Annotated in this window: 20 protein-coding genes and 1 tRNA gene; 14 read left to right on the forward strand and 7 right to left on the reverse strand. The window is 67.9% G+C overall.

What is annotated here, in order from left to right:
- The first annotated feature begins 253 nt into the window (after positions 1 to 253).
- Entirely contained in the window at positions 254 to 2,059 is a 1,806-nt protein-coding gene (gene ggt / locus OJA40_RS06945) for a gamma-glutamyltransferase (RefSeq protein WP_263809243.1), read from the forward strand.
- 82 nt (positions 2,060 to 2,141) lie between these two features.
- On the opposite strand, the gene OJA40_RS06950 is transcribed toward ggt, so the two are convergent.
- The 3 genes from OJA40_RS06950 to OJA40_RS06960 all read right to left on the reverse strand — a co-directional run bounded on the left by OJA40_RS06950 (position 2,142) and on the right by OJA40_RS06960 (position 5,304).
- Positions 2,142 to 2,492 (reverse strand): hypothetical protein, encoded by a 351-nt coding sequence (locus tag OJA40_RS06950; RefSeq protein ID WP_208427602.1) that lies wholly within the window; start codon positions 2,490 to 2,492, stop codon positions 2,142 to 2,144.
- Between the two features lie 116 nt (positions 2,493 to 2,608).
- Positions 2,609 to 3,016 (reverse strand): hypothetical protein, encoded by a 408-nt coding sequence (locus OJA40_RS06955; RefSeq protein ID WP_263810198.1) that lies wholly within the window; start codon positions 3,014 to 3,016, stop codon positions 2,609 to 2,611.
- A 77-nt stretch (positions 3,017 to 3,093) separates the two neighbouring features.
- Positions 3,094 to 5,304 (reverse strand): GWxTD domain-containing protein, encoded by a 2,211-nt coding sequence (locus tag OJA40_RS06960; protein ID WP_208427603.1) that lies wholly within the window; start codon positions 5,302 to 5,304, stop codon positions 3,094 to 3,096.
- 296 nt (positions 5,305 to 5,600) lie between these two features.
- Between OJA40_RS06960 and OJA40_RS06965 the strand changes: the two genes are divergently transcribed.
- From OJA40_RS06965 to OJA40_RS06975, 3 genes are read left to right on the forward strand one after another with little or no spacing between them, the layout of a single operon-like run.
- Positions 5,601 to 6,308: a CDP-alcohol phosphatidyltransferase family protein gene (locus OJA40_RS06965; RefSeq protein WP_263810200.1), complete on the forward strand. Its 708-nt coding sequence runs from the start codon at positions 5,601 to 5,603 to the stop codon at positions 6,306 to 6,308.
- Positions 6,309 to 6,366: 58 nt separating this feature from the next.
- Positions 6,367 to 6,858, forward strand: coding sequence for a hypothetical protein (locus OJA40_RS06970; protein ID WP_263810202.1), 492 nt, complete (start codon positions 6,367 to 6,369; stop codon positions 6,856 to 6,858).
- Positions 6,795 to 8,090 (forward strand): alkaline phosphatase family protein, encoded by a 1,296-nt coding sequence (locus OJA40_RS06975; RefSeq protein ID WP_263810204.1) that lies wholly within the window; start codon positions 6,795 to 6,797, stop codon positions 8,088 to 8,090. The genes OJA40_RS06970 and OJA40_RS06975 overlap by 64 nt, the downstream gene beginning before the upstream one ends.
- A 7-nt stretch (positions 8,091 to 8,097) precedes the next feature.
- Here OJA40_RS06975 and OJA40_RS06980 read toward each other — a convergent pair whose 3' ends face one another.
- Positions 8,098 to 9,168, reverse strand: a complete 1,071-nt coding sequence (locus OJA40_RS06980; RefSeq protein ID WP_263810206.1) for a glycosyltransferase family 4 protein — start codon at positions 9,166 to 9,168, stop codon at positions 8,098 to 8,100.
- 116 nt (positions 9,169 to 9,284) lie between these two features.
- On the opposite strand from OJA40_RS06980, the gene OJA40_RS06985 reads away from it, so the two are divergent.
- Both OJA40_RS06985 and ruvC read left to right on the forward strand, forming a co-directional pair.
- On the forward strand, positions 9,285 to 10,058 hold the full coding sequence (locus OJA40_RS06985) for a YebC/PmpR family DNA-binding transcriptional regulator (protein WP_263808772.1): 774 nt from the start codon (positions 9,285 to 9,287) through the stop codon (positions 10,056 to 10,058).
- A gap of 56 nt (positions 10,059 to 10,114) precedes the next feature.
- The gene (gene ruvC, locus OJA40_RS06990; RefSeq protein WP_263808773.1) at positions 10,115 to 10,654 is read left to right on the forward strand and encodes a crossover junction endodeoxyribonuclease RuvC; all 540 of its coding nucleotides are present in this window, start codon (positions 10,115 to 10,117) and stop codon (positions 10,652 to 10,654) included.
- Positions 10,655 to 10,711: 57 nt separating this feature from the next.
- Here ruvC and OJA40_RS06995 read toward each other — a convergent pair whose 3' ends face one another.
- Positions 10,712 to 10,987: a hypothetical protein gene (locus tag OJA40_RS06995; protein WP_013062825.1), complete on the reverse strand. Its 276-nt coding sequence runs from the start codon at positions 10,985 to 10,987 to the stop codon at positions 10,712 to 10,714.
- A 280-nt stretch (positions 10,988 to 11,267) separates the two neighbouring features.
- On the opposite strand from OJA40_RS06995, the gene OJA40_RS07000 reads away from it, so the two are divergent.
- The 5 genes from OJA40_RS07000 to OJA40_RS07020 all read left to right on the forward strand — a co-directional run bounded on the left by OJA40_RS07000 (position 11,268) and on the right by OJA40_RS07020 (position 16,558).
- A complete protein-coding gene (locus OJA40_RS07000; protein WP_043552738.1) occupies positions 11,268 to 11,552 on the forward strand; it encodes a hypothetical protein in 285 nt (94 codons plus the stop codon).
- 172 nt (positions 11,553 to 11,724) lie between these two features.
- The gene (locus OJA40_RS07005; RefSeq protein ID WP_263810207.1) at positions 11,725 to 12,675 is read left to right on the forward strand and encodes an ABC transporter ATP-binding protein; all 951 of its coding nucleotides are present in this window, start codon (positions 11,725 to 11,727) and stop codon (positions 12,673 to 12,675) included.
- Positions 12,676 to 12,730: 55 nt separating this feature from the next.
- Positions 12,731 to 14,032 (forward strand): ABC transporter permease, encoded by a 1,302-nt coding sequence (locus OJA40_RS07010; RefSeq protein ID WP_208426177.1) that lies wholly within the window; start codon positions 12,731 to 12,733, stop codon positions 14,030 to 14,032.
- Between the two features lie 213 nt (positions 14,033 to 14,245).
- Complete coding sequence (gene tig, locus OJA40_RS07015) at positions 14,246 to 15,718, forward strand: trigger factor (protein WP_263810209.1); 1,473 nt, start codon at positions 14,246 to 14,248, stop codon at positions 15,716 to 15,718.
- A 105-nt stretch (positions 15,719 to 15,823) separates the two neighbouring features.
- Positions 15,824 to 16,558 carry an ATP-dependent Clp protease proteolytic subunit gene (locus OJA40_RS07020; protein WP_272506856.1) on the forward strand — a complete coding sequence of 245 codons (735 nt, stop codon included), beginning with the start codon at positions 15,824 to 15,826 and terminating at the stop codon, positions 16,556 to 16,558.
- 198 nt (positions 16,559 to 16,756) lie between these two features.
- On the opposite strand, the gene OJA40_RS07025 is transcribed toward OJA40_RS07020, so the two are convergent.
- Positions 16,757 to 16,829: transfer RNA gene (locus OJA40_RS07025), tRNA-Glu, on the reverse strand.
- A gap of 307 nt (positions 16,830 to 17,136) precedes the next feature.
- On the opposite strand from OJA40_RS07025, the gene OJA40_RS07030 reads away from it, so the two are divergent.
- A complete protein-coding gene (locus OJA40_RS07030) occupies positions 17,137 to 18,165 on the forward strand; it encodes a peptidylprolyl isomerase (RefSeq protein WP_208426176.1) in 1,029 nt (342 codons plus the stop codon).
- A 74-nt stretch (positions 18,166 to 18,239) separates the two neighbouring features.
- Here OJA40_RS07030 and OJA40_RS07035 read toward each other — a convergent pair whose 3' ends face one another.
- On the reverse strand, positions 18,240 to 18,689 hold the full coding sequence (locus tag OJA40_RS07035; protein ID WP_263808778.1) for a GNAT family N-acetyltransferase: 450 nt from the start codon (positions 18,687 to 18,689) through the stop codon (positions 18,240 to 18,242).
- Positions 18,690 to 18,805: 116 nt separating this feature from the next.
- On the opposite strand from OJA40_RS07035, the gene OJA40_RS07040 reads away from it, so the two are divergent.
- Both OJA40_RS07040 and OJA40_RS07045 read left to right on the forward strand, forming a co-directional pair.
- Positions 18,806 to 19,462, forward strand: a complete 657-nt coding sequence (locus tag OJA40_RS07040) for an HD domain-containing protein (protein ID WP_263810210.1) — start codon at positions 18,806 to 18,808, stop codon at positions 19,460 to 19,462.
- Between the two features lie 147 nt (positions 19,463 to 19,609).
- Positions 19,610 to 20,185: a DUF2480 family protein gene (locus tag OJA40_RS07045; RefSeq protein WP_208426174.1), complete on the forward strand. Its 576-nt coding sequence runs from the start codon at positions 19,610 to 19,612 to the stop codon at positions 20,183 to 20,185.
- The last annotated feature ends 118 nt before the right edge of the window (positions 20,186 to 20,303 follow it).

The following is a 20,303-nucleotide window of genomic DNA, read 5'->3' on the forward strand; positions in this document are numbered from 1 at the left end:
CACGGCCCCCTGGTGTCCCCCGATCGTGAATCTGTGGTGCCGCCGCATGCGCACGCACGGCCCGAGCGCTTCGGCGCCCCCATTCAGCCGGGGTTGTCTCTACGAAGAGCGTCGACGCGGGGGCCGCCGGAACCACAGCGGAATGTGTCTGGCGCTCAGCGACGACCCCGGAGGGGTGGGCTCCGTTTTCGCTTTGCGCTCTAGTCCCTATGTTACGAGTCCACCAACCTACCGCACCTGCGCTCCTCGTCCTATGCGCCGCCTCTCGCCGTTTTCGCTTTTGCTCTGTGCCCTTCTCCTCGCCGCCCCGCCGGCGCTCGCCCAGAACGGCGACGGCGGGGGCGACCGCCTCACGGGGCCGGACTTCGCCCGCAGCCCGGTGACGGCCCAGCACGGCATGGCCGCCACCAGCCAGCCCCTCGCCTCCCAGATCGCGGTCGACATCTTGAAGCAGGGGGGCAGCGCCGTCGACGCGGCCATCGCCGCCAACGCGGCACTCGGCCTCATGGAGCCGACCGGCAACGGGCTCGGGGGCGACCTCTTCGCCATCGTCTACGACCCGGAGACGGACTCGACGTACGGCCTAAACGCCAGCGGCCGTTCCCCACAGGGCCTCTCCTACGAGGACCTGCAAGGCGAACTGGGCGACCGCGACCAGATTCCGCTGCTCGGCCACCTGCCGGTGAGCGTGCCCGGCACCGCCAGTGGGTGGGGCAAGCTGCACGAGCGGTTTGGGGCGCTGCCCCTCCGCGAAGACCTGGCCCCCGCCATCGAGTACGCCCGGGACGGCTTTCCGCTCTCGCAGGTGATCGCCTACTACTGGCAGGGCAACGTGGAGAGCTTCCGCGAGAACAGCGACATGCTGCCGGACAGCGAGAACTGGAAGGAAACCTACCTCATTGAGGGGGACGACGGCCAGATGCGGGCGCCGGAGGAGGGGGAGGTCTTCCGCAATCCGGACCTCGCCAGTACGCTGGAGACGATCGCCGAGAACGGCACGGAGGCCTTCTACGAGGGGGAGATCGCCCAGACCATCGCCGACTACGCCAAGCGCACCGGCGGCTACCTGCGCATGGAGGACTTGCGTCAGCACGAGGCCAACTGGGTCGACCCGGTCTCGGTCGACTACCGCGGCGTGGAGGTCTTCGAGCTGCCGCCCAACGGCCAGGGCATCGCCGCGCTGCAGATGCTTCAGATCCTGAAGGGCTACGACGTGGCGAGCATGGGCCACAACTCCACCGACTACCTCCACGTGCAGGCCGAGGCCAAGAAGCTGGCCTTTGAGGACCGGGCCCGTTTCTACGCCGATCCCGATTTCGCCGACGTGCCGGTGCAGCAGCTCATCTCCGAGGAGTACGGCGCGCAACGGCGGCAACAGATCGAGATGGACGAGGTGCTGTCCGCCCCGGACGCCGGAAATCCCCGCTCGGTGACGACCGCTGGCCTAGACCCGGCCATGCGCGAGCGCCTCAACAACGGCGACACGATCTACCTGACGGTCGCGGATTCGAGCGGCATGATGGTCTCGCTCATTCAGAGCAACTACGCCGGGATGGGCAGCGGACTCGTGCCCGACGGCCTCGGCTTCATGCTCCAGGACCGCGGTGCCCTCTTCACGATGGAGCAGGGCCACCCCAACGTCTACGAGCCGGGCAAACGCCCCTTCCACACCATCATCCCGGCCTTCGCCACGAAGGACGGCGAGCCGTTCCTGAGCTTCGGCGTCATGGGGGGCGGGATGCAGCCGCAGGGCCACGTGCAGGTGCTCAGCAACATCGTCGACTTTGGCCTCAACGTGCAGGCGGCCGGTGACGCGGCGCGCTACCGCCACTACGGCAGCAGCTCGCCGACGGGGGAGGCCATGGACGGGCGCGGGACGCTCCGCGTGGAGAGCGGCGTGTCGGAGGACGTGGTAAACGCGCTCCGCGGCCGGGGGCACAGCGTAAGCGTGGGGGCGGGCGGCTACGGGGGCTACCAGGCGATCCGCTGGGACCCGGAGGAGGAGGTCTACTGGGGCGGCACGGAGATGCGAAAGGACGGCTACGTGATTGGGTATTAGCCATGCAGGGTCTACTGAGGAGCACGGGCGTGCCCTACGTCCCGCTACCTCCTCGGCCCCTTCTTTCTCGTCGCGGGGCCGTTCATCGGCCAAGGGGCGGGGCCCCCTCGCCCGAGGACGGCGCCGATTCGGGAACCGCCTCCGCGGCTTCGAGTCGACGAAGAAGTTGCCAGCGCGCCCCGGTCCCGACCATCAGGAGCACTACGATCACCGTGTACGACGCGGCGGTCAGCTCCTCTACGTCCTCCTGCGGCAGGGCGGGCGGGCGCACCGTCAGTAGCCACTCCGCCAGCACGTTGCCCTCCACGACCAGCAGTGTCCCCAAGGCCAGAAGAAGCACGGCACGAAGGAGGAGGCCCCACCAGAGATAGCCGCGCAGAATGGGCGCGGCGTGCTTCGTGTCGTGGACGCGGCCGAGCAGCCGATCAAGCATAGGTGGGTGTGGCGTTCGCCACAAACGGTGGGGCTCGTGCGGTGGGGCTCGTGCGGTGGGGCTCGTGCGGTGGGGCCGACGAGGTTGAGGCGCCCGACTTGGAGGTGTGCACGCGCCTATCCCTCCGAGACGTCGCCCTCCATCTCACGCGGGTCCGTCGCCATTCGGGCGGCCACCCCCACGGCCCCCGCGTGAGGCCCCGTGCGCGCCGTTACGCGGAGCGTGTCTCCGTCGACCTCCACGTGCCACCGCTCGGCGTCCTCGTCGGCGGCCCCCTCGTCCTTGAGGACGATCGTGTCCCCGTCGACCCCAAGAATGGGGTGGGACGCGACGTGCGGCTCGGGGCCCGTGCCGTGCTTTACGACCTCCCAGGAGTGGGGCGTGGCGGCGTAGTACGTGGGCACGCCCGGCGCCGCCCCGTCCCAGCGGCGCACCCGCCAGAAGCCCGCCCAGTCGGGACGCGCGTCGCCGGGAGCGGCCCGGCCTGAGGAGGAAGCGGACGTGTCGGGGTCTGCATCAGCCATCGCGAATGAAGGGATAGGAAGATAGTTTGTCTTCTATACGGCCCACTGGGCCCAACAGATTCTTGCCGATCCCGTCGTCACTGCGTCCCCTCCGCCGCGCGCGGCCGGAGCACGAACTCGACGTCCCGCGAGACGGTCGCCCCTGTGACCTCGTCGGTCACGCGAACGGTAACCCGCACGTCCTGCGGCTCGTCCCGCTGAATCCCGGACAGGTCGAGTAGGATCGCCTCCGTCGTGCGGCGGTCGGTGCCCGCCATCGTCATCTCGGTGCTGGTGCGTTGCGTGTCGGTGCCGCGGAAGAGTTCCGTCCAGCCGCGCCTCGTTTCCCCCTCCGCCTCGTAGGCGATCGAGTACCGGGTTCGGTCGTCGGCGCCGTAGGCGAGGTGGTACAGCTCGAAGGAGAGCAGGAGGGGGGTCTCTTCGGTGAGGGTGCGGAACGGGTACGGCGTGGCCTGCTCGGTGGGAGGGGCCAGGGACTGCGCACTCGTGTCGGGCAGCGTGAGCACCTTCACGTCACTCATCTCGACCCCTGGGCCCTCGGCGCGGAGCGGCTCCAGCGAGTCGACACGGGCGGTGGCCACCCGTCGCTTCGGCCCCATCCGTTTCCCCTCGGACGGCGAGTCGGACGTCCACAGCTGGTACTGCCCCCACTGCAGGCCGAGGCGGTAGCGGCCCGTCGCCCCCTCCAGGGTGAGGGGCGAGGGCACAATCATCCGTGTGTCCGTGCCCGTCTGTGCCTCCACCGGATACCGACCGCGCGTCCGCTGCAGCAGCCGGTGCTCGTCGTCGTACTGCGCCGCCGAGACGGCGATCAGGGACGACGCGGGGGCGCCGGCCTCGCCCAGCCGCAGCCGATCGGCCGGCACGCCCCAGTAGACCTCCGTCCGGGTCGTGCCGTCCGGATCGAGGAACCGCGCCGTCCGCACCGATACGGGCAGCCGTGCGGTCTCATCGAGCAGGGCGGTCTGCTGACGAGGCATCGCCTCCTCGCGCCGCTCCACGGCCTCTCGGTCTTCGCGCTCGGCCCGCGTCACCATGCGGGCGACGAACCGGGTCGGGTAGTCGTAGCCCATCGACGAATTCGAGAAGACCCGCCGGGTCTGCCCGACGCCCGCTCCCACTTTCGCCGACCGCTGGCCGGCCGAGCCGGACCCACCGCCGGAGCGTTCGGCCGCCCTCGCGGCCGTCGCCTGCATCTCTTGCCAGCTCGCGTAGTTGGCGATCTTCGAGTATCGCGTGCTGAAGTTGATATGGAACAGGGCCAACTCCCGGTAGATGGCCCGCATGGCCATGAGGGCCGAGTAGGCAATGTTGAGTCCCCGCTCCGTGTCTGCGCGCTGCCGGGTCAGGTACCGCGGCATGAGCTCGTTGGCCTTCGCCTGCCGGAAGCAATCCGACGTGTTGTCCTCGGCGAACAGGTAGAAGCCGGACTCGTCGATGTGGGTGTAGAGCCAGATCTCGCTCTTTGGGAAGCTGGACGGGGGGACGTTCACCCCGAAGCGGTAGACCTCCTTGAAGAACTCGCCGTCCTCGTAGTTGAGGGATCGCTGCTTGTAGGGGCTTCCAAGCCGGAGGTGCACGAGCCCCCGGTCGTCGAGCGCACTGACCCGCTCGGCACATGCGAAGTTCTGACGCACCCGAACGAGGCGGGTGAGGTGCTCCTCCAGGCGCTCGTTCGCGTCGGTGGCCGGAAGGGGATCGAGCCCGCGCCACCACTCCACGAGGGCCGCCCCGGCGTCGGGTTCGAAGGTCCATTCCGCAGGGGCCGTGGAGCGATCCTGCTGAATCACGCGGGCCAGTGCGGAGTCGGCCATGAGGGGGGCCATCTGCGCCACCCGCCGGCGCGAGAGGGACCGCATGGCCTCCGACGTGTCGGTGCCGACCCGGCCGAGAAGGGACCGGTAGGCGTCCACCGCGTAGAGCCGCTCGCCCCGAAGCTGCTCGGGGGTGAGGCCACGCAGGTACGCATCGGCGAGACGGGCGTCGAACCGTCCAACGTTCCAGAGCGTCCGGAGCCCTGTGCGCCACGCCGACCGCGCCTTCCCCGGCTGGTCGGCCTGCTGATAGGCCCTGCCCAACCAGTACGCGGCGGCGCCGTGGGCCGGGGAGACAAGCGCGGAGTCAGCGTCCAGTGCCGACCGCAGGAGGGCGGCCGCGTCCGCGGGCTGCCCCCTGCGGAGCAACTCAACCCCTGCTTCGACCTGGGGCGTGCCGGAGAGGCCCTGCACCTCCGGAATGTCGAGCTGGGCCCACGCGGAGGAAGGGGCCGTGCACAGGCACAGAAGCATTCCCCCGAGCAGGCCACACAAGAGGTGCCTCGCACCGACGGACGCGGCTCCCAAGAGTCGGCGCCAAGGGGAACGGGAGGAACTACGCATGACACTGTATGTATTGCGCCGGGCCGGATGCAGCGACCGGCATCCACAGTCTCTAAGGGTTAAGTAAGATGTTCACTGAACCTTTGTCGTTCCCGCTGCTCGCGTGGCCTGCCCGTAGCCGTTACAATTGTGTAGAGGAGGAATCCGTCGGGGACGGGCGGCGTGTGTTGTTGCCCAGTGCAACATGTCCATCGGTGTTTGCCTTCGTGCCCTCCTTTGCGACACGCCTCCGGTCTACGACGCGCATCGAGCGCTGGTCGCTCGTCAACGCCGTTGCCGTGCTTCTCGCGGCCGTGGGCGCCGTGTGGCTCCGGGCCCTCGATCCAATTCTGATCGTGGGCGTGGCGATGCTTGGGGGACTTGTGGGCATCGAACGGGCCCGGTGGACCCCCCACGGCACATTCGGCGTGGCCAATGGCGTGACGGCACTTCGGGTGGGCCTACTGGGCCTGCTCGCCCCCGCAGCGTCCGTCGGCCCGTGGCCCCTCGTCGTGCTGAGCCTCCTCTTTTTGGGCCTCGACGGCCTCGACGGATGGCTGGCCCGTCGGTATCATCTCTCCTCGTCGTTCGGGGCGTTCTTCGACAAAGAGACCGACGCCCTCTTTCTGCTTCTGCTCTGTGGCCTCGCGGCGTTCCGGGACGTCCTCCCGCTCTGGATTGTGGGCGCCGGCCTGCTGCGCTACGGGTTCGTAGTGGTGCTCTTTCTCCTTCCGACGCCCCGGAAGACCGAATCCCGTTCGTCCCTCGCCCGGTACGTGTTCGGGGCCACGGTCGGGGCGCTTCTCGTATCGTTCCTTCTGCCTCCGGGCCTGTCACGCCCGCTCGTGGCCGTGGCCACGGCGGCCTTGCTCGTGTCGTTCGGGCGGTCGCTCTGGGGGATCGTTGCTCCGCAGTGGGTGTTGAGGGAACCCTGATCGGAGAGGGGGGGCACGCCGATTCGGGTTCGCCGTTCTCCTCCGGAGTGATCACGCCATGTCGACTCGCTGGCACACCTCGGTCTCCGCCCCCGGTCGGGTCTGGGGCTCGTTCATCGGGGCGTGGGGCCTGCTCACACTGCTTCCGTTCCTTCCGGCCCTCGCGACGCCGCGCCCCCGAAGTCCGTACTTTCCCCTCTGCGTGGAGGTCCTGGTGCTCGGGACGGCCGTCGTCTACGCCCACCGGACGCGGTGGGCCCGCGCGGCCCGCCTCGGGGCGGGGCTCGGGCTCGGCCTGCTGCTGCTCTACGAAGTGTACGACGCGACGGTGTACGTCGCCACACGCCGCAGCGGCATCCTCTACGAGGACCTGCAGTACGTGGACAACCTGAGCTATCTTCTGCTCGACCTCTGGTCGTGGCGCGTGGGCGTCCTCGCCGTCCTGGCGCTCGCCGGTATGGGGGCTGCCGGGCGGCCCTGCTGGCCGTGCACCTCGCGGCCTGGCCCCTCGTCGCCGTGGTGGGGCCGGCCCTGGAGCTCGGCTCCGTGAACATGACGTACCAGTCGTCCGGCGAGCGGACCCGAGTGCGCACGACGACCGCTCGCGCCGTGGCCAACGCCCGGGCCTCGCTGCGCCTCCAAACGATGCTCGACTCGATGCGGACGGCCCCGGTCGATTCCGCCTACGCGGCCTACGACACCCTCGCCCTCAACCGGCGCCCGTCCATTTACCTTCTCATGGTGGAGTCGTACGGATCGACCCTCAACGCGCACCCGTCGCTTCGCGCCCCGTACCGTGCCCTCATGCGGCGCACCGACTCGGTCTTTGCCGCGAACGGCTGGCACCGGGCCACCGCCCGGAGCGACATTCCCGTGCGGGGCGGGCGGTCGTGGCTGTCCATCGCCTCCCTGTTGACCGGCACACGGGTGGGCCACCAGCTGCTCTTCAACCAGTTCCAGGCCGCCGCGGACGACTCGACCCGCACGGTCCCTCATCTCGTCCGCTTTCTCGACGGGCAGGGCTACCGCACCGTGGCCCTCCAGCCCTTTACCTTCGAGCGTCCCGGCCTCCCCGTTCGCAACCTCTACGACTTCGACGTTCCCACCTACCGGGACGACCTCAACTACCGGGGCCCCTCCTACGGCCTCGCGGACGCCCCCGACCAGTACAGCCTCCACCACACCCACGAGACGCATCTGACCCCGTCCCCCGATCCGTTTTTCCTGTTCTTCGAAACCGTCGACTCGCACTCGCTCTGGAACTACGGCCTGCCGCCCTACCTCGACGACTGGGCCCGATTCAACGAGCAAACGGAGGCCACCCGCTCCCCCCATCCCAACGCGGAGTCGTTTCCCCCGGTCTTTCTACCGGACTCCATCACCGCCCCCACCATCTACGACCAGCCCACGCCGCTGCGCTACCTCCGCCATGTGGCCCACGAGCTGCGCGTCCTCCGCGAGTACCTGGTCGAGAAGGCCCCGCCCGGCAGCCTCGTGCTCCTGCTCGGCGACCACCAGCCGCCCCTAATCGACTCGGCGAACCGCACCGTTCCCCTCCACGTGCTGAGCACCGACTCGACACTGGTCGCGCACGCCCGCCGGCATGGGTTTACGGAGGGCCTCCTCCCCACCCCCGAGAGCCCAACGCTTCGCCAGGAGGGCCTGTACTCGTTTCTCGTCCGCCTGCTGGCCGCCCACGACCGGGGTGCCGCGCCGGCGGACACGGCCGCCCTCCCGCCGCTGCGGCCCCGCGGGGTGCCGCCGTCCCTCCTGGTGCCGTAGCCGGGTCCTAGGGGGCCGTCCCCACGGCCCGCGTCCGCAGGGTGGCGAGGGCCGTCCGGAACTGAGCCGCCGCCTCCGTCCACGTCGGAAAGTCGCGACTGCGGCGCCACGCCGCCTGTCCCCTGTGCGCCCGCGCCATCGGGTCGGTGAGAAGCGACCGCAGCGCGGCCCGGAGCGGCTGCGGGCCGTCCGGCGGCACGAGGGCGCCCACCGGTGCGTCCCCGGCGTTCTCCGGCATGCCCCCCACACGATGCCCCACCACCGGCAGGCCGCGGGCCATCGCCTCGCGGGTCGACAGGCTGCACGTCTCGAAGCGGGACGGGAGCACGAACAGGCCTGCCCGGTCGTACTGCGTGCGGAGCGCCTCGGGCGCGATCGGCCCGGTCCACGTCACCCGGTCGGCGAGCCCCGCCGCCCGGAGCCGCCGGAAGAGGCCTGCGGCATAGGCCGGATCGAGCGTGGCGTCCCCGACCAGCGTCCACGTCCACGGCCGATCTCGCAGGGCACGGAGCACGTCCACGAACGACTGGAGGCCCTTTTCGGGAAGCAGGTTGGCCACCGTGAGCATTCGCGGCCTGCCGCGCCCCGGCCGGTCGGGGAGGGCCCCGCGGTACCGCTCGCCAAGGCCCGGCCGGACGACCCGGACCCGCTCTGCGGGCGGCCCCTCCCCCACGAGGGCCTGCTTCACGTACCGGCTCGTCGTCACGGCCCCGTCCACCACGTCCAGGGTTGCACGCTCATCCGCAACGCCGTCCGAGTCCGGGGCGTGGGGATCGATGCAGCGCAGGTAGTGCACGAGCAGAATCAGGGGCGTCGCGGTGCGCTCCCGAACGGCCCGCAGCGCGTCCGGATGGCGCGCCAGGAGGCTGTCCACCACGATGAGGCTCGCGCCCGGCCGGTTCAGCCCCGGGGCCGGACGTGTGTCCGGGGCCCACGTCTGTACCCGAACGGACGTCTCGGGCCGGAGGCCCGCCACCATCCGCCGGTTGAACACGTTGCCGCCGGTCTGCAGGTCGTGGATGTCGGGAACGAGGAAGACGATCGGTCCGTTCTCCGGCTCGTTCGTCATGGGGCTCATGGCAGTTGGGCCTCGCGGTTGGGGAGTGCGGGCGGAGACAACTCCCGTCGTTGCTCTCCGTTGGGGGGACACGCCATCACGACACGTTCGTTCTTCTCATTGCCATCTGCTCCTCCATGGCCGGACACACGCGCAAGTGGGCAAAGGTAAAACGCAAGAAGCAAAAGGACGACCGGCGCAAGTCGAAGGTCTGGGCCCGGCTGTCGCAGGAGATTGAGAAGGCCGCCCGGGAGGGCGGCGGCGACCCGGACGCCAATGTGGCCCTCTCGCAGGCCCTAGAGCGGGCCCGGGAGGAGGACATGGCGAAGGACACGATTGAGCGGGCCATCAAGCGGGGCACGGGGGAGCTGGAGGAGGAGGGCCGCGAGAAGGTGACCTACGAAGGCTACGCCCCCCACGGGGTGGCCGTCTTCGTGGAGGGGGAGACGGAGAACATCAATCGTACCGTAAAAGACCTCCGCAACCTGTTCTCCGACCACGGCGGCAACCTGGGCAAGGACGGGTCCGTCGCGTACCTGTTCGAGCAAAAGGGGCGCTTCGAGATTGCCGCCGACGCCACGGACGAGATGACGCTCTTCGAGGTCGCCGTGGAGGCCGGCGCGGAGGAGGTCGACGAGACCGACGGGGCGTACGTCGTCACCACCGACCGGGATGCCTTTGCCGACGTGGGCGAGGCCCTCGACGAGGCCGGCCTTCCCGTGGAGGCGAACGCCCTCGTGCGCGCGCCGGCGACGACCGTTGCGCTGGCCCCCAACGAGCGCGACGCGGTGCGGGGCCTGATCGAGAAGATCAACGGCCTCCGGGACGTGACGTCCGTCTACACCACCCTGGAGATCGACGGCACCCCGCTGGCGCTCGGCGTGGACGTGGCCCTCCCCGCTGGACATTGACCCCGGCGCGGGCCATCTTGGGGATCCGCCCTTCTTCCCTCCCACTGTGCAGACCGATGATTATTCTCGGCGTCGACCCCGGCTCCCGCGCCACCGGCTACGGCCTCGTCGCCCCCTCCGGCGGCGACGAGCGCCTCGTGGCCGCCGACACCATTCGCCTCGCGGACACCGACGACCATCCCACCCGCCTGAAGCAGATCTACGACGCGCTCGTCGACGTCATCGACGCGCACGGCCCCGACGAATTTGCGGTCGAGATGCCGGTGTACGGCCAAAATCCCCAGTCCATGCTGAAGCTGGGGCGGGCCCAGGCCGCCGCGATGATGGCGGCCCTCAACCGCGACCTGCCCGTGGCCCAGTACACCCCGAAGGAGGTCAAAAAGTCCGTGACGGGCAACGGCAACGCCTCCAAGAAGCAGGTCGGGTTTATGATCGAGTCGATCCTGTCCGCCGGGGAGCAGACCTTCGCGCACGACACCGCCGATGCCCTCGCCATTGCGTTGTGCCACGGCAACCGCGACGCGCACGACGACGGGGCCTCCTACACCGGATGGGCCAGCTTCGTCGACGCCAATCCCGACCGTGTGTCGGAGTAGCGGCGCCGTCGATGGGGGGCACCGACGGCCTTCCCTCTACCCCGGTCCGCGGACGTCCTAACGGTACCCCTTTTCTTTGTCCCGCACCCGAACCACCTGCTCCACCTCCTCGGTGTCGAGTTGGCCGCCGCTCAGTTCGTGGGCAAGGTCGGCAATCCGCTCCACCTTCTTGGGGGCCTGCCGCCACTCCGGATGGGCCTGGTCGATGAGACTAATGAGGATGCGGAGATACGGGTATCGCTCCTCGCGCGAGTCCAGCTCAGCGACGGACTGTGCGAAGAGCTCAGCGTTTCGGCCCACCTGTCGGTCGACCATCGTCGAATCGTAGCGCATAACGGGGCGCCTTCAAACCAAAGCCATTGAGGGGTCGTCCGCCCATTCGTGCCCCGATAGGGCTCTTAGGGACGGTTTTGCACAGGGCAATAGGACCGTCGTCAACGCGGTGCCGGGCCGAGAGTTGCCTCTCTCGTCGGCACCCTCGTCTCGCCCCCCGGAGTCGTCTCGATGGTTTCACTTCTTTGACGGACGGCGAAACGTGCACCAGAGGGATCGGGCGAACCTGGCCTCACACGTTTCGTACGCTCTACCAGTGTTTACCAGGCCCCGCAGTACCATGAGCAACCGCTCCGACGAGTCTTCCACTCCGTATCAGCTTGATCGTCTCCAAGAGGTGCCGGCCTTTCACCGGGACGCCCGCCGGGACGGCCGACTGTCCGAGGGGCAACTGGTCTACTACGGCCCGCAGCCCTCGTACTATGGCATCGGCGAGGTGAAGCGCATCAACGGCTCCGACATCGCGGTGGATTTCCGCGGCACTGGCCTCTTCAACGTCCACGAAGAAATTATCGAACAGCGCTACCTTATCGGCATTCCCCCGGAGAAAATGGCGGAGCTGTAGCCTCTCGCCTGGGGGGTTGGGCGCGGGGGCCTCCACGGGGCGGCTCATCGGCCCGCTCAACACGTCGTTCTCCCGTCCGGCGCCTCGTCAGTCTCGACGGTTTCTTTTTCCCCCTGTGCCTTCTTTCTTAACAGGAGGATCGCGTTCTGGCATCTCTTAACCTTTCCTTCTTATGGCACACCTTGAGGTGTCCCGCGTGACGAAGCGCTACGGCAACACCGTGGCGGTCGACGATGTGTCGTTCTCGGCCGAGCCCGGCCGCATCCTCGGCCTTCTGGGGCCCAACGGGGCCGGCAAAACCTCGACGATCCGAATGATCACCTACATTGCCGTGCCCGACGCCGGCGCGGTTCGCTACGACGGGCGCACCGTTGGGCCCTGGAGCCAACAGCGGATGGGCTACCTGCCGGAGGAGTCGGGCCTCTACAAGCGCCTCGGGGTGAAGGAGCAGCTCGTCTATCTCGGCACGCTCAAGGGCCTCTCGCGGGCCACGGCCGCCGACCGGGCCGACTACTGGCTCGACCGCTTCGACGCCACCGACTGGGCCGACATGACGACCGAGGAACTATCGAAGGGCATGCAGCAGAAGATCCAGTTCATCGCGACGCTGCTGCACGACCCGTCCCTCCTCATTTTCGACGAGCCCTTCAGCGGCCTCGACCCCATCAACGCCGACCTCCTGCGCGACATCATCCTGGAGCTGCGCCGCGACGATCGCACGATCCTGTTTGCCTCCCACCGCATGGAGCAGGTGGAGCAGCTCTGCGACGACATCTGCCTGATGGCCGAGGGGGACGTGGTCCTCCAGGGCCCGCTCCGCGACGTGAAGGCGCAGTTTGGACAGAATACGCTCGTTCTCGAGTTCGACGGCGACGGCGCCTTCATCGACGAGCTCGTGGCCGCCGGGCAGGTGCGCATCAACACCCGCAGTGCCCACCGCGCCGAACTGACCCTGGCCGACGGCACCGACGCCCGGCAGGTGCTCAACCGCGCGCTCGATCGCACCGACGAGCTCTACCGCTACGAGCGCGTGGCCCCGCCCCTGAACGAGATCTTCGTCGAGGTGGTGGGGGAGGCCGAGGCCCAGCGCATGCGCGAAGAGGCCGCCGCGGGCGCTGCCTGACCGCCGCCGCTCCGACTCGCTCTTGTGTCTCTCCCACCCCGCCCCCGGACCCCGAATGTCGTTCCACAAGATTTGGCTCATTCTGCGTAGTGAGTTCTGGCGCCGCGTTCGGTCGAAGGCGTTCGTGCTCGCGACGCTCCTGGTGCCGTTCGGGGCCGTCCTTCTGTTCGCGGCACCCGCCCTGTTCGGGTACCTCGCCGACCAGACCGACGAGCAGACCGTCGCCGTCATGGACGAGACCGGCCGGCTTGCCGACTCGCTCACGGCCACGGGCGGGGAGGGCCTTACCTTCCGCCCCGTCGAGGCCCCGACGGACTCGGTGCGGCGGGCCGTGCGGGACGGTCGGTACGACGGGTACCTGCGGCTGCCCGCGTCGCTGCTGGACGGCACGGGAGAGGCCACCTACTACTCGGTGGAGGGCGGGGGGCTTACCCTCCGGTCGGACCTCGACGCGCGGGTCAACCGGGTGGTGCGGCGGCACCGCCTCGCGACGGCCGGCGCCTCCACGGACGTGCTGTCCATCGTGGACTCGGACGTGGGGCTCGCCACGCGCAAGTTGAGCGAGGAGGAAGGCACCACGGACGACTCCACCCTCGCCTACACTGCCCTCGGCTACGTGATGGCGTTCGCCATCTATTTTGCCGTCTTCTTCTACGGCCAGTACGTGATGCAGGGGGTCATCGAAGAAAAGAGCAGCCGGGTCGTCGAGGTCATCGTCTCGTCGGTCCGTCCGTTCGAGCTGCTGATGGGCAAGGTGCTCGGCATCGGGGCGATGGGACTGACCCAGATGGTAACGTGGGCCGCGCTCGCTACGGGCGGCGTGGCGGCCATCGGGCCCGTGTTGGCCCTCTTCTTCGCCCCGTCCGACCTGGGCGCCTCCCCGGGGGCCTCCCCGGACGCGATGCGGGAGGCGGCCGGCATCTCCATCCCCACCATTCCCCTCGATCTCGTCGTCTGGTTTATCCTGTTCTTCGTGGGCGGCTTCCTCCTGTACGCCTCCCTCTTCGCCGCCGTGGGCTCGGCCGTCGAGCAGCAACAGGACGCGCAGAACCTGCTGCTGCCCGTCCTGACGCCGCTCATCCTGCCCATTCTCTTCCTCATTTTCGTGATCGAGAGCCCGAACGCGACGGTGTCGATCGTCACGTCCATCATCCCGTTTTTCTCCCCCATCCTCATGGTGCTGCGCCTTGCCATCACTTCCGTTCCGCTGTGGGAGGTCGCCACGGCGTTCGTCCTGCTGGTGGGCACCTTCGTCGGGATGATCTGGGTCGCCGGGCGCATCTACCGGGTCGGCATTCTCTCGTACGGCAAGACCCCCGGCCTGCGCGAGATCGCGCGGTGGGCCACGTATCGGTAGCCTCCATAATCGGTAGCCTCCATAACACGTGATCCGTGAAGATAGCCCCCATTGAGGTCCCCCAGGGCACACTTCACGCATCCCTCCTCACGCCTCCCGCACTCGCTTTTCATCCGGGATTTGTGGGGTTTTCGGCCCCCGGACGCCGATCATAGGCGTTCGTACCGATCTTTTCGCGGGATCGTGCATTCTAGAGACGTTCCCCTTAAAGGGATGAGCGCCCGCTCTCCGGAGCCCTTCGGAACGCCGGGCGGCCCGCCCTCGCTCTCGCCCTCTCAGCGCACCCTTTTGTCGCTTATGGACACCACACTCTCGAAGGCCTCTCCGGTCGAGTACGAATTGGACCTCCACGCCACGGCCGACGAGCTGGCGCCGAAGCTCAAGGCGGCCCTGAACGCCCAGCGCAAGAACATGGACGTGCAGGGCTTCCGCAAGGGGAAGGTGCCCCTCGGCCTCGTTAAGAAGATGCACGGCGAGGCAATCGGCTACCGCGTGGCCGAGCAGTTCGTGCAGGAGGCCTTCGAAGAAGAAGTGGAGGAGACCGACGCGATCGAGCCGCTCGGCCAGCCGACGCTGGTGGACCTCGACTACGAGCTGGACGCCGACCTGCAGGCCACCCTTCGGTTCGGCGTCCGGCCCGAGGTGGAGCTGGAGGATCTCTCGTCGGTCGAGATTACAATGCTCGACCCCGAGATTACCGAGGAGGACGTGGAGGACGAAATTGAGCGTCTTCGGAAGGAGGAGGCCGACCTGCTGCCCCTCGAAGAGGAGGCCGCCGCGGACACCGACTACGTCAACATCGACCTCCAGCGCATCGACCCGGATACGGACACTCCCATCATTGGGGACAAGGACGAGGACCTCACCTTCTTCCTCGACGACGATCGCCTGAAGGAGGAGCTCCGAGAGGCCCTCGTGGGAAAGAAAGCGGGGGACACGTTCCGCGTGGAGCTGCCCCAAGAGCATCCGGCCCACGAGCATGCCGGGCACGGGCACCCACACGAGCATGAGGGAGACGGTGAGGACCGCCTCTACGAGGTGACGGTCAACGACGTGAAGCGCCGCGACCTGCCGCCGCTCGACGAGGCGTTTGTGCGCCGCGTCACCGAAGGGGAGTTCGACGACCTGGAGGCCTTCCGCACCGACATCCGCGAGCGCCTACAGGAGGCCTGGGACGAACGGGCCCGGGAGATGGCGCAGGGCGAGGTGATCGACAAGATGCTGGAGCTCCACCCCGTCCCCGTGCCCGAGTCGGTCATCGAGGGCTACCTCGACTCGTTCGTCAAGCAGGTGGAGGACGAAAACGACGGCGAACTGCCCGAGGACTTCGACGAGGAGCACTTCCGCCAGCGCAACCGCCGCGACGCCGAGGACCAGGGCCGCTGGATGCTCATCCGGGATCAGATTGTGGAGGAGCAGGACCTGGCGGTCTCCAATGAGGAAATCCAGACCTTCTTCGCCGAGCAGTCCGGAGGCGAGGAGCAGGTAACCGCTCAGCAGATCGAGCAGTTCTACCAGACCATGCCGCAGATGATGGAGAAGGTGGAGCAGCAGATTCTGAGCGACAAGGTGTACGACTTCCTGTTCGACCGCCTCGACGTGGAGTCCAAGAGCCGAGAGGAGTTTGAGGAGGAGATGCAACAACAGCAGCAACAGCAGGCGCAGCGGCAGCGCATGGCGCCGTAACTGTACTTTTCCCGTCCCGTGATGCCCGTGAGGGGGAACCACCGCCCCGAAATTCGGGTTCGAGACGGTCCGTTTTTGAGCCTTTCAGGAACGCCTACCGACTCCATGGTTGATGACTTTGTCAAGTTCAGCAGAGGCCTGACCTCGCTCCCCGGCGGCATCTACGACGGGGACCTGGGCGACCAGCCCATGTCGGGGCTCGTGCCCATGGTCGTGGAGCAGACGACCCGGGGCGAGCGGGCCTACGACATCTTTAGTCGCCTGCTGAAGGAGCGCATTGTCTTCATCGGCACGCCGATCAACGACCAGATTGCCAACCTGACGGTTGCGCAGCTTCTCTATCTGGCGAGCGAGAGCTCCGAGAAGCCCATCAACCTTTACATCAACTCGCCGGGCGGTGTGATCTACAGCGGCCTCGGCGTCTACGACACGATGCAGTACATCGGCGCGCCGGTGTCGACCATTTGTGTGGGCCTGGCGGCGTCGATGGGCTCGGTGCTGCTCGCAGCCGGCGAGGACGACAGCCGCGCGTGCCTCCCCAACTCCCGCGTCATGATCCACCAGCCAATGGGCGGGGCCGAGGGCCAGGCCTCCGACATCGAGATTCAGGCGGAGGAGATCATGTGGCTCAAGGAGCGCCTCTACGAGATTCTGGCCCTCCATACCGGCCAGGACATCGACCAGATTGAGGCGGATGCCGACCGCAACTACTGGATGAGCGCGGCGGAGGCCGAGGAGTACGGCCTCGTGGACAACGTTCTGAACCCCGACAACCTGGAGGGCCTAAGGTCCATCCAGCCCAACGGGGAGGTCGCGGACAATTCGGAGGAGGACGCGTAGATCGGCGCCCCCCCTTCCCTTTCTGCGTTGCATTTCTGCGCTGCACGTCACGGCGACGGTCCCGGCCGGGATCGTCGCCTTTTTCGTTGTATTGCGCCCGGGCCGGGGATCGGGCCCTTGCCGGGCCCCAACAAAAAAGAGGCGCTGGCCCGGGGGGAGGGAGGAGGAAGGCCAGCGCCTCAAAAAGACGTCGTGATGTACCGCGTACGGGATTCGAACCCGTGCTACCGGCGTGAGAGGCCGGCGTCCTAGACCCCTAGACGAACGCGGCGGATTGCGTCTATAATCCAAATGGGCGTATCTAACAATTCGCCCCAGGTTTCGCGTTCACGGAAATTCAACCCCACGGGGGCGCGTTCGCTTCGCGATGTCGCCTCGGGACGCCTCCTCGTCCTGCACGCGTGGGCGGCACGTTTGCCCGGCGCTTCGAGAAACATGTCCGTGCGGGGGGACGTGCATCCACCGGTTGTTGGCAGTGCGCGCCCCGATTTCCAACTCCCCGGTACATTCTGGGGCCCCTGCCCGTCAATCCGCACTGTCCTTCTCTTCGCACTCCCCCGACCGACCGCCTCGTGCCCATGCGTCCCCCAGCCCTTTCGCGCCTTCTCCCCGTCGTTGCGCTTCCCGCCCTCCTCTTGCTGGTCGGGTGCGGGGGGGAAAGCGGAACCCGTTCCGAGACCGCGGACGTGCCCTACCAGGTGGGGAGTCCCGTGTCCGACTCCACTGTGGCCCTTGTCGTGTCCTCCGAGTACGGCACCGACACCCTCTCGGCCCAGCGCTACCAGCAGCAGGTGCGGATGTCGATGAAGCGCCAGCCCCCCGGTCAGCAGTCTGAGGACCGGATGCAGGAGACGCACCGCCAGCTTATTCGCGGCTTTGCGCGTCAGCATGCGCTTCGGGGAGAAGCCAGGGCCCAGAACCTTGAAGTCGACCCCACGCAGGTGAACGCACGCCTCCAGAAGCTCAAGCAGCGGTACGAAACTGAGGAACAGTTCCAGAAGCAGTTGGCCCGCAACAACATGACGGTCGACTCGGTCCGCAGCCTGCTGGCCGATCAGTTCCGTCAACAGCAGTTGCAGCGACAGATGGCCGAGAACTACGAGGAGCCGTCCTCCGACGACGTCACGGCGTACAGCGAAAAAAATCGGCGCATCCGGGCCCAGCACATTCTGATTAAAGCAGGCGAGAACGCCCCGGCGTCGGAGGTCGACTCGGCCCGAACGGCCGCGGCGGCCCTCGTAGACAGTGCAGAGATGGAAGACGTCGACTTTGCTGAACTCGCCCGCCGCCACAGCCAGGGCCCATCCGCCCAGAAGGGCGGCGACCTTGGCTTCTTTACCCGGGACCGGATGGTCGATAAGTTTGCCGAGGCGGCCTACGCCCTCTCCGACTCCGGCGACGTCGCCCCCGAGCCGGTACGTACGCGGTTCGGCTTCCACGTCATCCGCCTGACCAACGCCGGGGAACCGATGGATACGACCAAGGCGCGGAAGCAAATGACAAAGGAGCGCCGGCAGCAGGCCGTCGAGGATCAGATCAACGCGCTGCTGGAGGCCGCGACCGTGCGGACCAACCCGGATGTCGTCAGTGCTGGGCTGCGCGAGTAGGGGGCACACACAGATGCAGGCCCCGAAGCACAGCCTTCCCGAGGAGGGGGGCGCCCCCACGACCGGTCACGCCTTCACGGATCCTCACGTCGGACCATCTCGACGTGGGGAATGCCGACCTCCTCGAAGGCCCGGCCCGTCGACTCGAACCCGAGGCCCTCGTACCAGTCCCGAAGGTGCGCCTGGGCGTGGACCAGGAACGTGTCGAAGCCGGCGCGGCGGGCATCGTCGAGGACCGTCCGCACGAGTTGTGTGCCGTGCCCTCGTCCGCGGTGGCCGCCCAGAACGGCGAAGCGCTCAAGCTTGGCGACGATTTCCTCGTCGTACGCCACCGTGCGCCACCGCGCCGTGGCGACGGCCTTCCCGTCCACCCACCCCAGCACGTGCCGGCTCGTCGCGTCGTGCCCGTCCCACTCCTCGTCGGGGGGGCACTCCTGTTCTTCCACGAATACCTGCGTGCGAATGGCACGGGCCTTCTCCCAGTCCGCGTCGCGCCGTACAGGGGTCACGTTCATCGAGGCCATCAGACACCGGTTCTTTCGCAAAAGACACTCTGTAGGGGACACGCACGCTGCGGGCAGATGCTCCGCGCTGGATCCCTGCCTTCGCCTTAATCTCTCACACACGCCTGCACAGCGCCATGCCTTCCTCCACCGACGCCTGGGGCCTCTGGGAAGACCGGTTCGCCGCCTTCCTCGACGCCCAAGCCGCCGACGCCGACGCGGCCCACGACCGTGCCCACGTTGACCGCGTCGTGACGACGGCCCGCCAGCTGGCCCAGGACGAAACGGCCCAGATGGACGTCGTCGTGCCCGCCGCCTGGCTCCACGACTGCGTGGTCCTTCCGAAGGATGCCCCCAACCGTGCCGAGGCCGCGCGGCGCGCGGCGGACGCGGCCCACGACTTTCTCGCGGACGAGGAGTATCCCGATCAGTGGATTCCCGACATCGAGCACGCCATCGCCGCCCATAGCTACTCGGGCGACACCGCCCCCGAGACCGTCGAGGCGAAGGTGGTACAGGATGCCGACCGGCTCGATGCCCTCGGGGCCATCGGCATTGCCCGCTGCTTCACCGTGGGCGGGGCGCTGGACCAGTCGCTCTACAACCCCGACGACCCGTTCTGTGACGACCGCGCCCCCGACGACGACAGGTACACGCTCGACCACTTCTACGCCAAACTGCTGCGCCTCCCCGACACGATGCAAACCGAGGCGGGGCGCACCGAGGCCAAGCGGCGCGCAGCGTACATGCGGTCGTACCTGAACCGGCTCGACGACGAGATCAGTGCGGCCTAAACCGATGCACCCGCCCGGCGTTGGGCGTGCCTGCCCGGTCGGCCGGCGTTGACCCGATCCGGGACGCCGTCGAAGAAACTCGCCCCGTGCCGCGGCGATTCTAAAGTGTGGCTCGGATGCGTGTACTTTCCAATACTTCTTTTCCCCATGGAATCGATTGAGAACCGCGTTGCCCAGGGCGAAATCGAGGTCTACAACCTGGCCGACCTTTGGGACGATCGCTCCGTCACGGAGCTCGACATCAGCACGTTTCTCGTGGACGGCCTGATGTTGAAGGAGAAAGAGTTCCGGTCGGAGGTCGACGCGCACGACTGGTCCCAGTACGCGGACGAGCATGTCGCCCTGCACTGCTCGACGGACGCCATTGTGCCGACCTGGGGGTACATGCTGATTGCGTCGGAGCTTCGCGACAGTGCCCAGTCCACCACCTTCGGCCGGGCCAACGACCTTCGGCGCGAGTACTATGTGGCGGCACTCGACGCGGAAGACTGGTCGGCCTACGAGGACAAGCCCGTCGTCATCAAGGGCTGTGGGGACGACGTGGTGCCGGAAATGGCCTACGTCCGTGCCACCCAAAAGCTGCAGGGCGTGGCCAAAAAGCTGATGTACGGCGAGCCCTGCTCGTCCGTCCCCCTCTGGCGCCGGCCTCAGGACGACAAGCCGAAGCCCGACGCCGAGGCCGTGGGCGTGACAAAGCCGGACCTTCCGACCCCGAACGCGTAGATCGTCGTCCCCCCCTCCAGGCCCCAATCGCAGTTCCGTTGGGCCCCGGCACGGGACGGAGCCCCCTGCGTGCCTATGTCGTCGAATCGCACGGTTGACTCTACGTCCGAGGCCCCCT

Source organism: Salinibacter pepae (genome assembly GCF_947077775.1).
Classification (GTDB): domain Bacteria; phylum Bacteroidota; class Rhodothermia; order Rhodothermales; family Salinibacteraceae; genus Salinibacter; species Salinibacter pepae.

Bases quoted from the DNA above. Each gene is read 5' to 3' on its own strand.
- ggt (WP_263809243.1), top strand. From the start codon at position 254: ATGCGCCGCCTCTCGCCGTTTTCGCTTTTGCTCTGTGCCCTTCTCCTC.
- OJA40_RS06950 (WP_208427602.1), bottom strand. From the start codon at position 2,492: ATGCTTGATCGGCTGCTCGGCCGCGTCCACGACACGAAGCACGCCGCG.
- OJA40_RS06955 (WP_263810198.1), bottom strand. From the start codon at position 3,016: ATGGCTGATGCAGACCCCGACACGTCCGCTTCCTCCTCAGGCCGGGCC.
- OJA40_RS06960 (WP_208427603.1), bottom strand. From the start codon at position 5,304: ATGCTTCTGTGCCTGTGCACGGCCCCTTCCTCCGCGTGGGCCCAGCTC.
- OJA40_RS06970 (WP_263810202.1), top strand. From the start codon at position 6,367: ATGTCGACTCGCTGGCACACCTCGGTCTCCGCCCCCGGTCGGGTCTGG.
- OJA40_RS06980 (WP_263810206.1), bottom strand. From the start codon at position 9,168: ATGAGCCCCATGACGAACGAGCCGGAGAACGGACCGATCGTCTTCCTC.
- OJA40_RS06985 (WP_263808772.1), top strand. From the start codon at position 9,285: ATGGCCGGACACACGCGCAAGTGGGCAAAGGTAAAACGCAAGAAGCAA.
- ruvC (WP_263808773.1), top strand. From the start codon at position 10,115: ATGATTATTCTCGGCGTCGACCCCGGCTCCCGCGCCACCGGCTACGGC.
- OJA40_RS06995 (WP_013062825.1), bottom strand. From the start codon at position 10,987: ATGCGCTACGATTCGACGATGGTCGACCGACAGGTGGGCCGAAACGCT.
- OJA40_RS07000 (WP_043552738.1), top strand. From the start codon at position 11,268: ATGAGCAACCGCTCCGACGAGTCTTCCACTCCGTATCAGCTTGATCGT.
- OJA40_RS07005 (WP_263810207.1), top strand. From the start codon at position 11,725: ATGGCACACCTTGAGGTGTCCCGCGTGACGAAGCGCTACGGCAACACC.
- OJA40_RS07010 (WP_208426177.1), top strand. From the start codon at position 12,731: ATGTCGTTCCACAAGATTTGGCTCATTCTGCGTAGTGAGTTCTGGCGC.
- tig (WP_263810209.1), top strand. From the start codon at position 14,246: ATGAGCGCCCGCTCTCCGGAGCCCTTCGGAACGCCGGGCGGCCCGCCC.
- OJA40_RS07020 (WP_272506856.1), top strand. From the start codon at position 15,824: ATGGTTGATGACTTTGTCAAGTTCAGCAGAGGCCTGACCTCGCTCCCC.
- OJA40_RS07030 (WP_208426176.1), top strand. From the start codon at position 17,137: ATGCGTCCCCCAGCCCTTTCGCGCCTTCTCCCCGTCGTTGCGCTTCCC.
- OJA40_RS07035 (WP_263808778.1), bottom strand. From the start codon at position 18,689: ATGGCCTCGATGAACGTGACCCCTGTACGGCGCGACGCGGACTGGGAG.
- OJA40_RS07040 (WP_263810210.1), top strand. From the start codon at position 18,806: ATGCCTTCCTCCACCGACGCCTGGGGCCTCTGGGAAGACCGGTTCGCC.
- OJA40_RS07045 (WP_208426174.1), top strand. From the start codon at position 19,610: ATGGAATCGATTGAGAACCGCGTTGCCCAGGGCGAAATCGAGGTCTAC.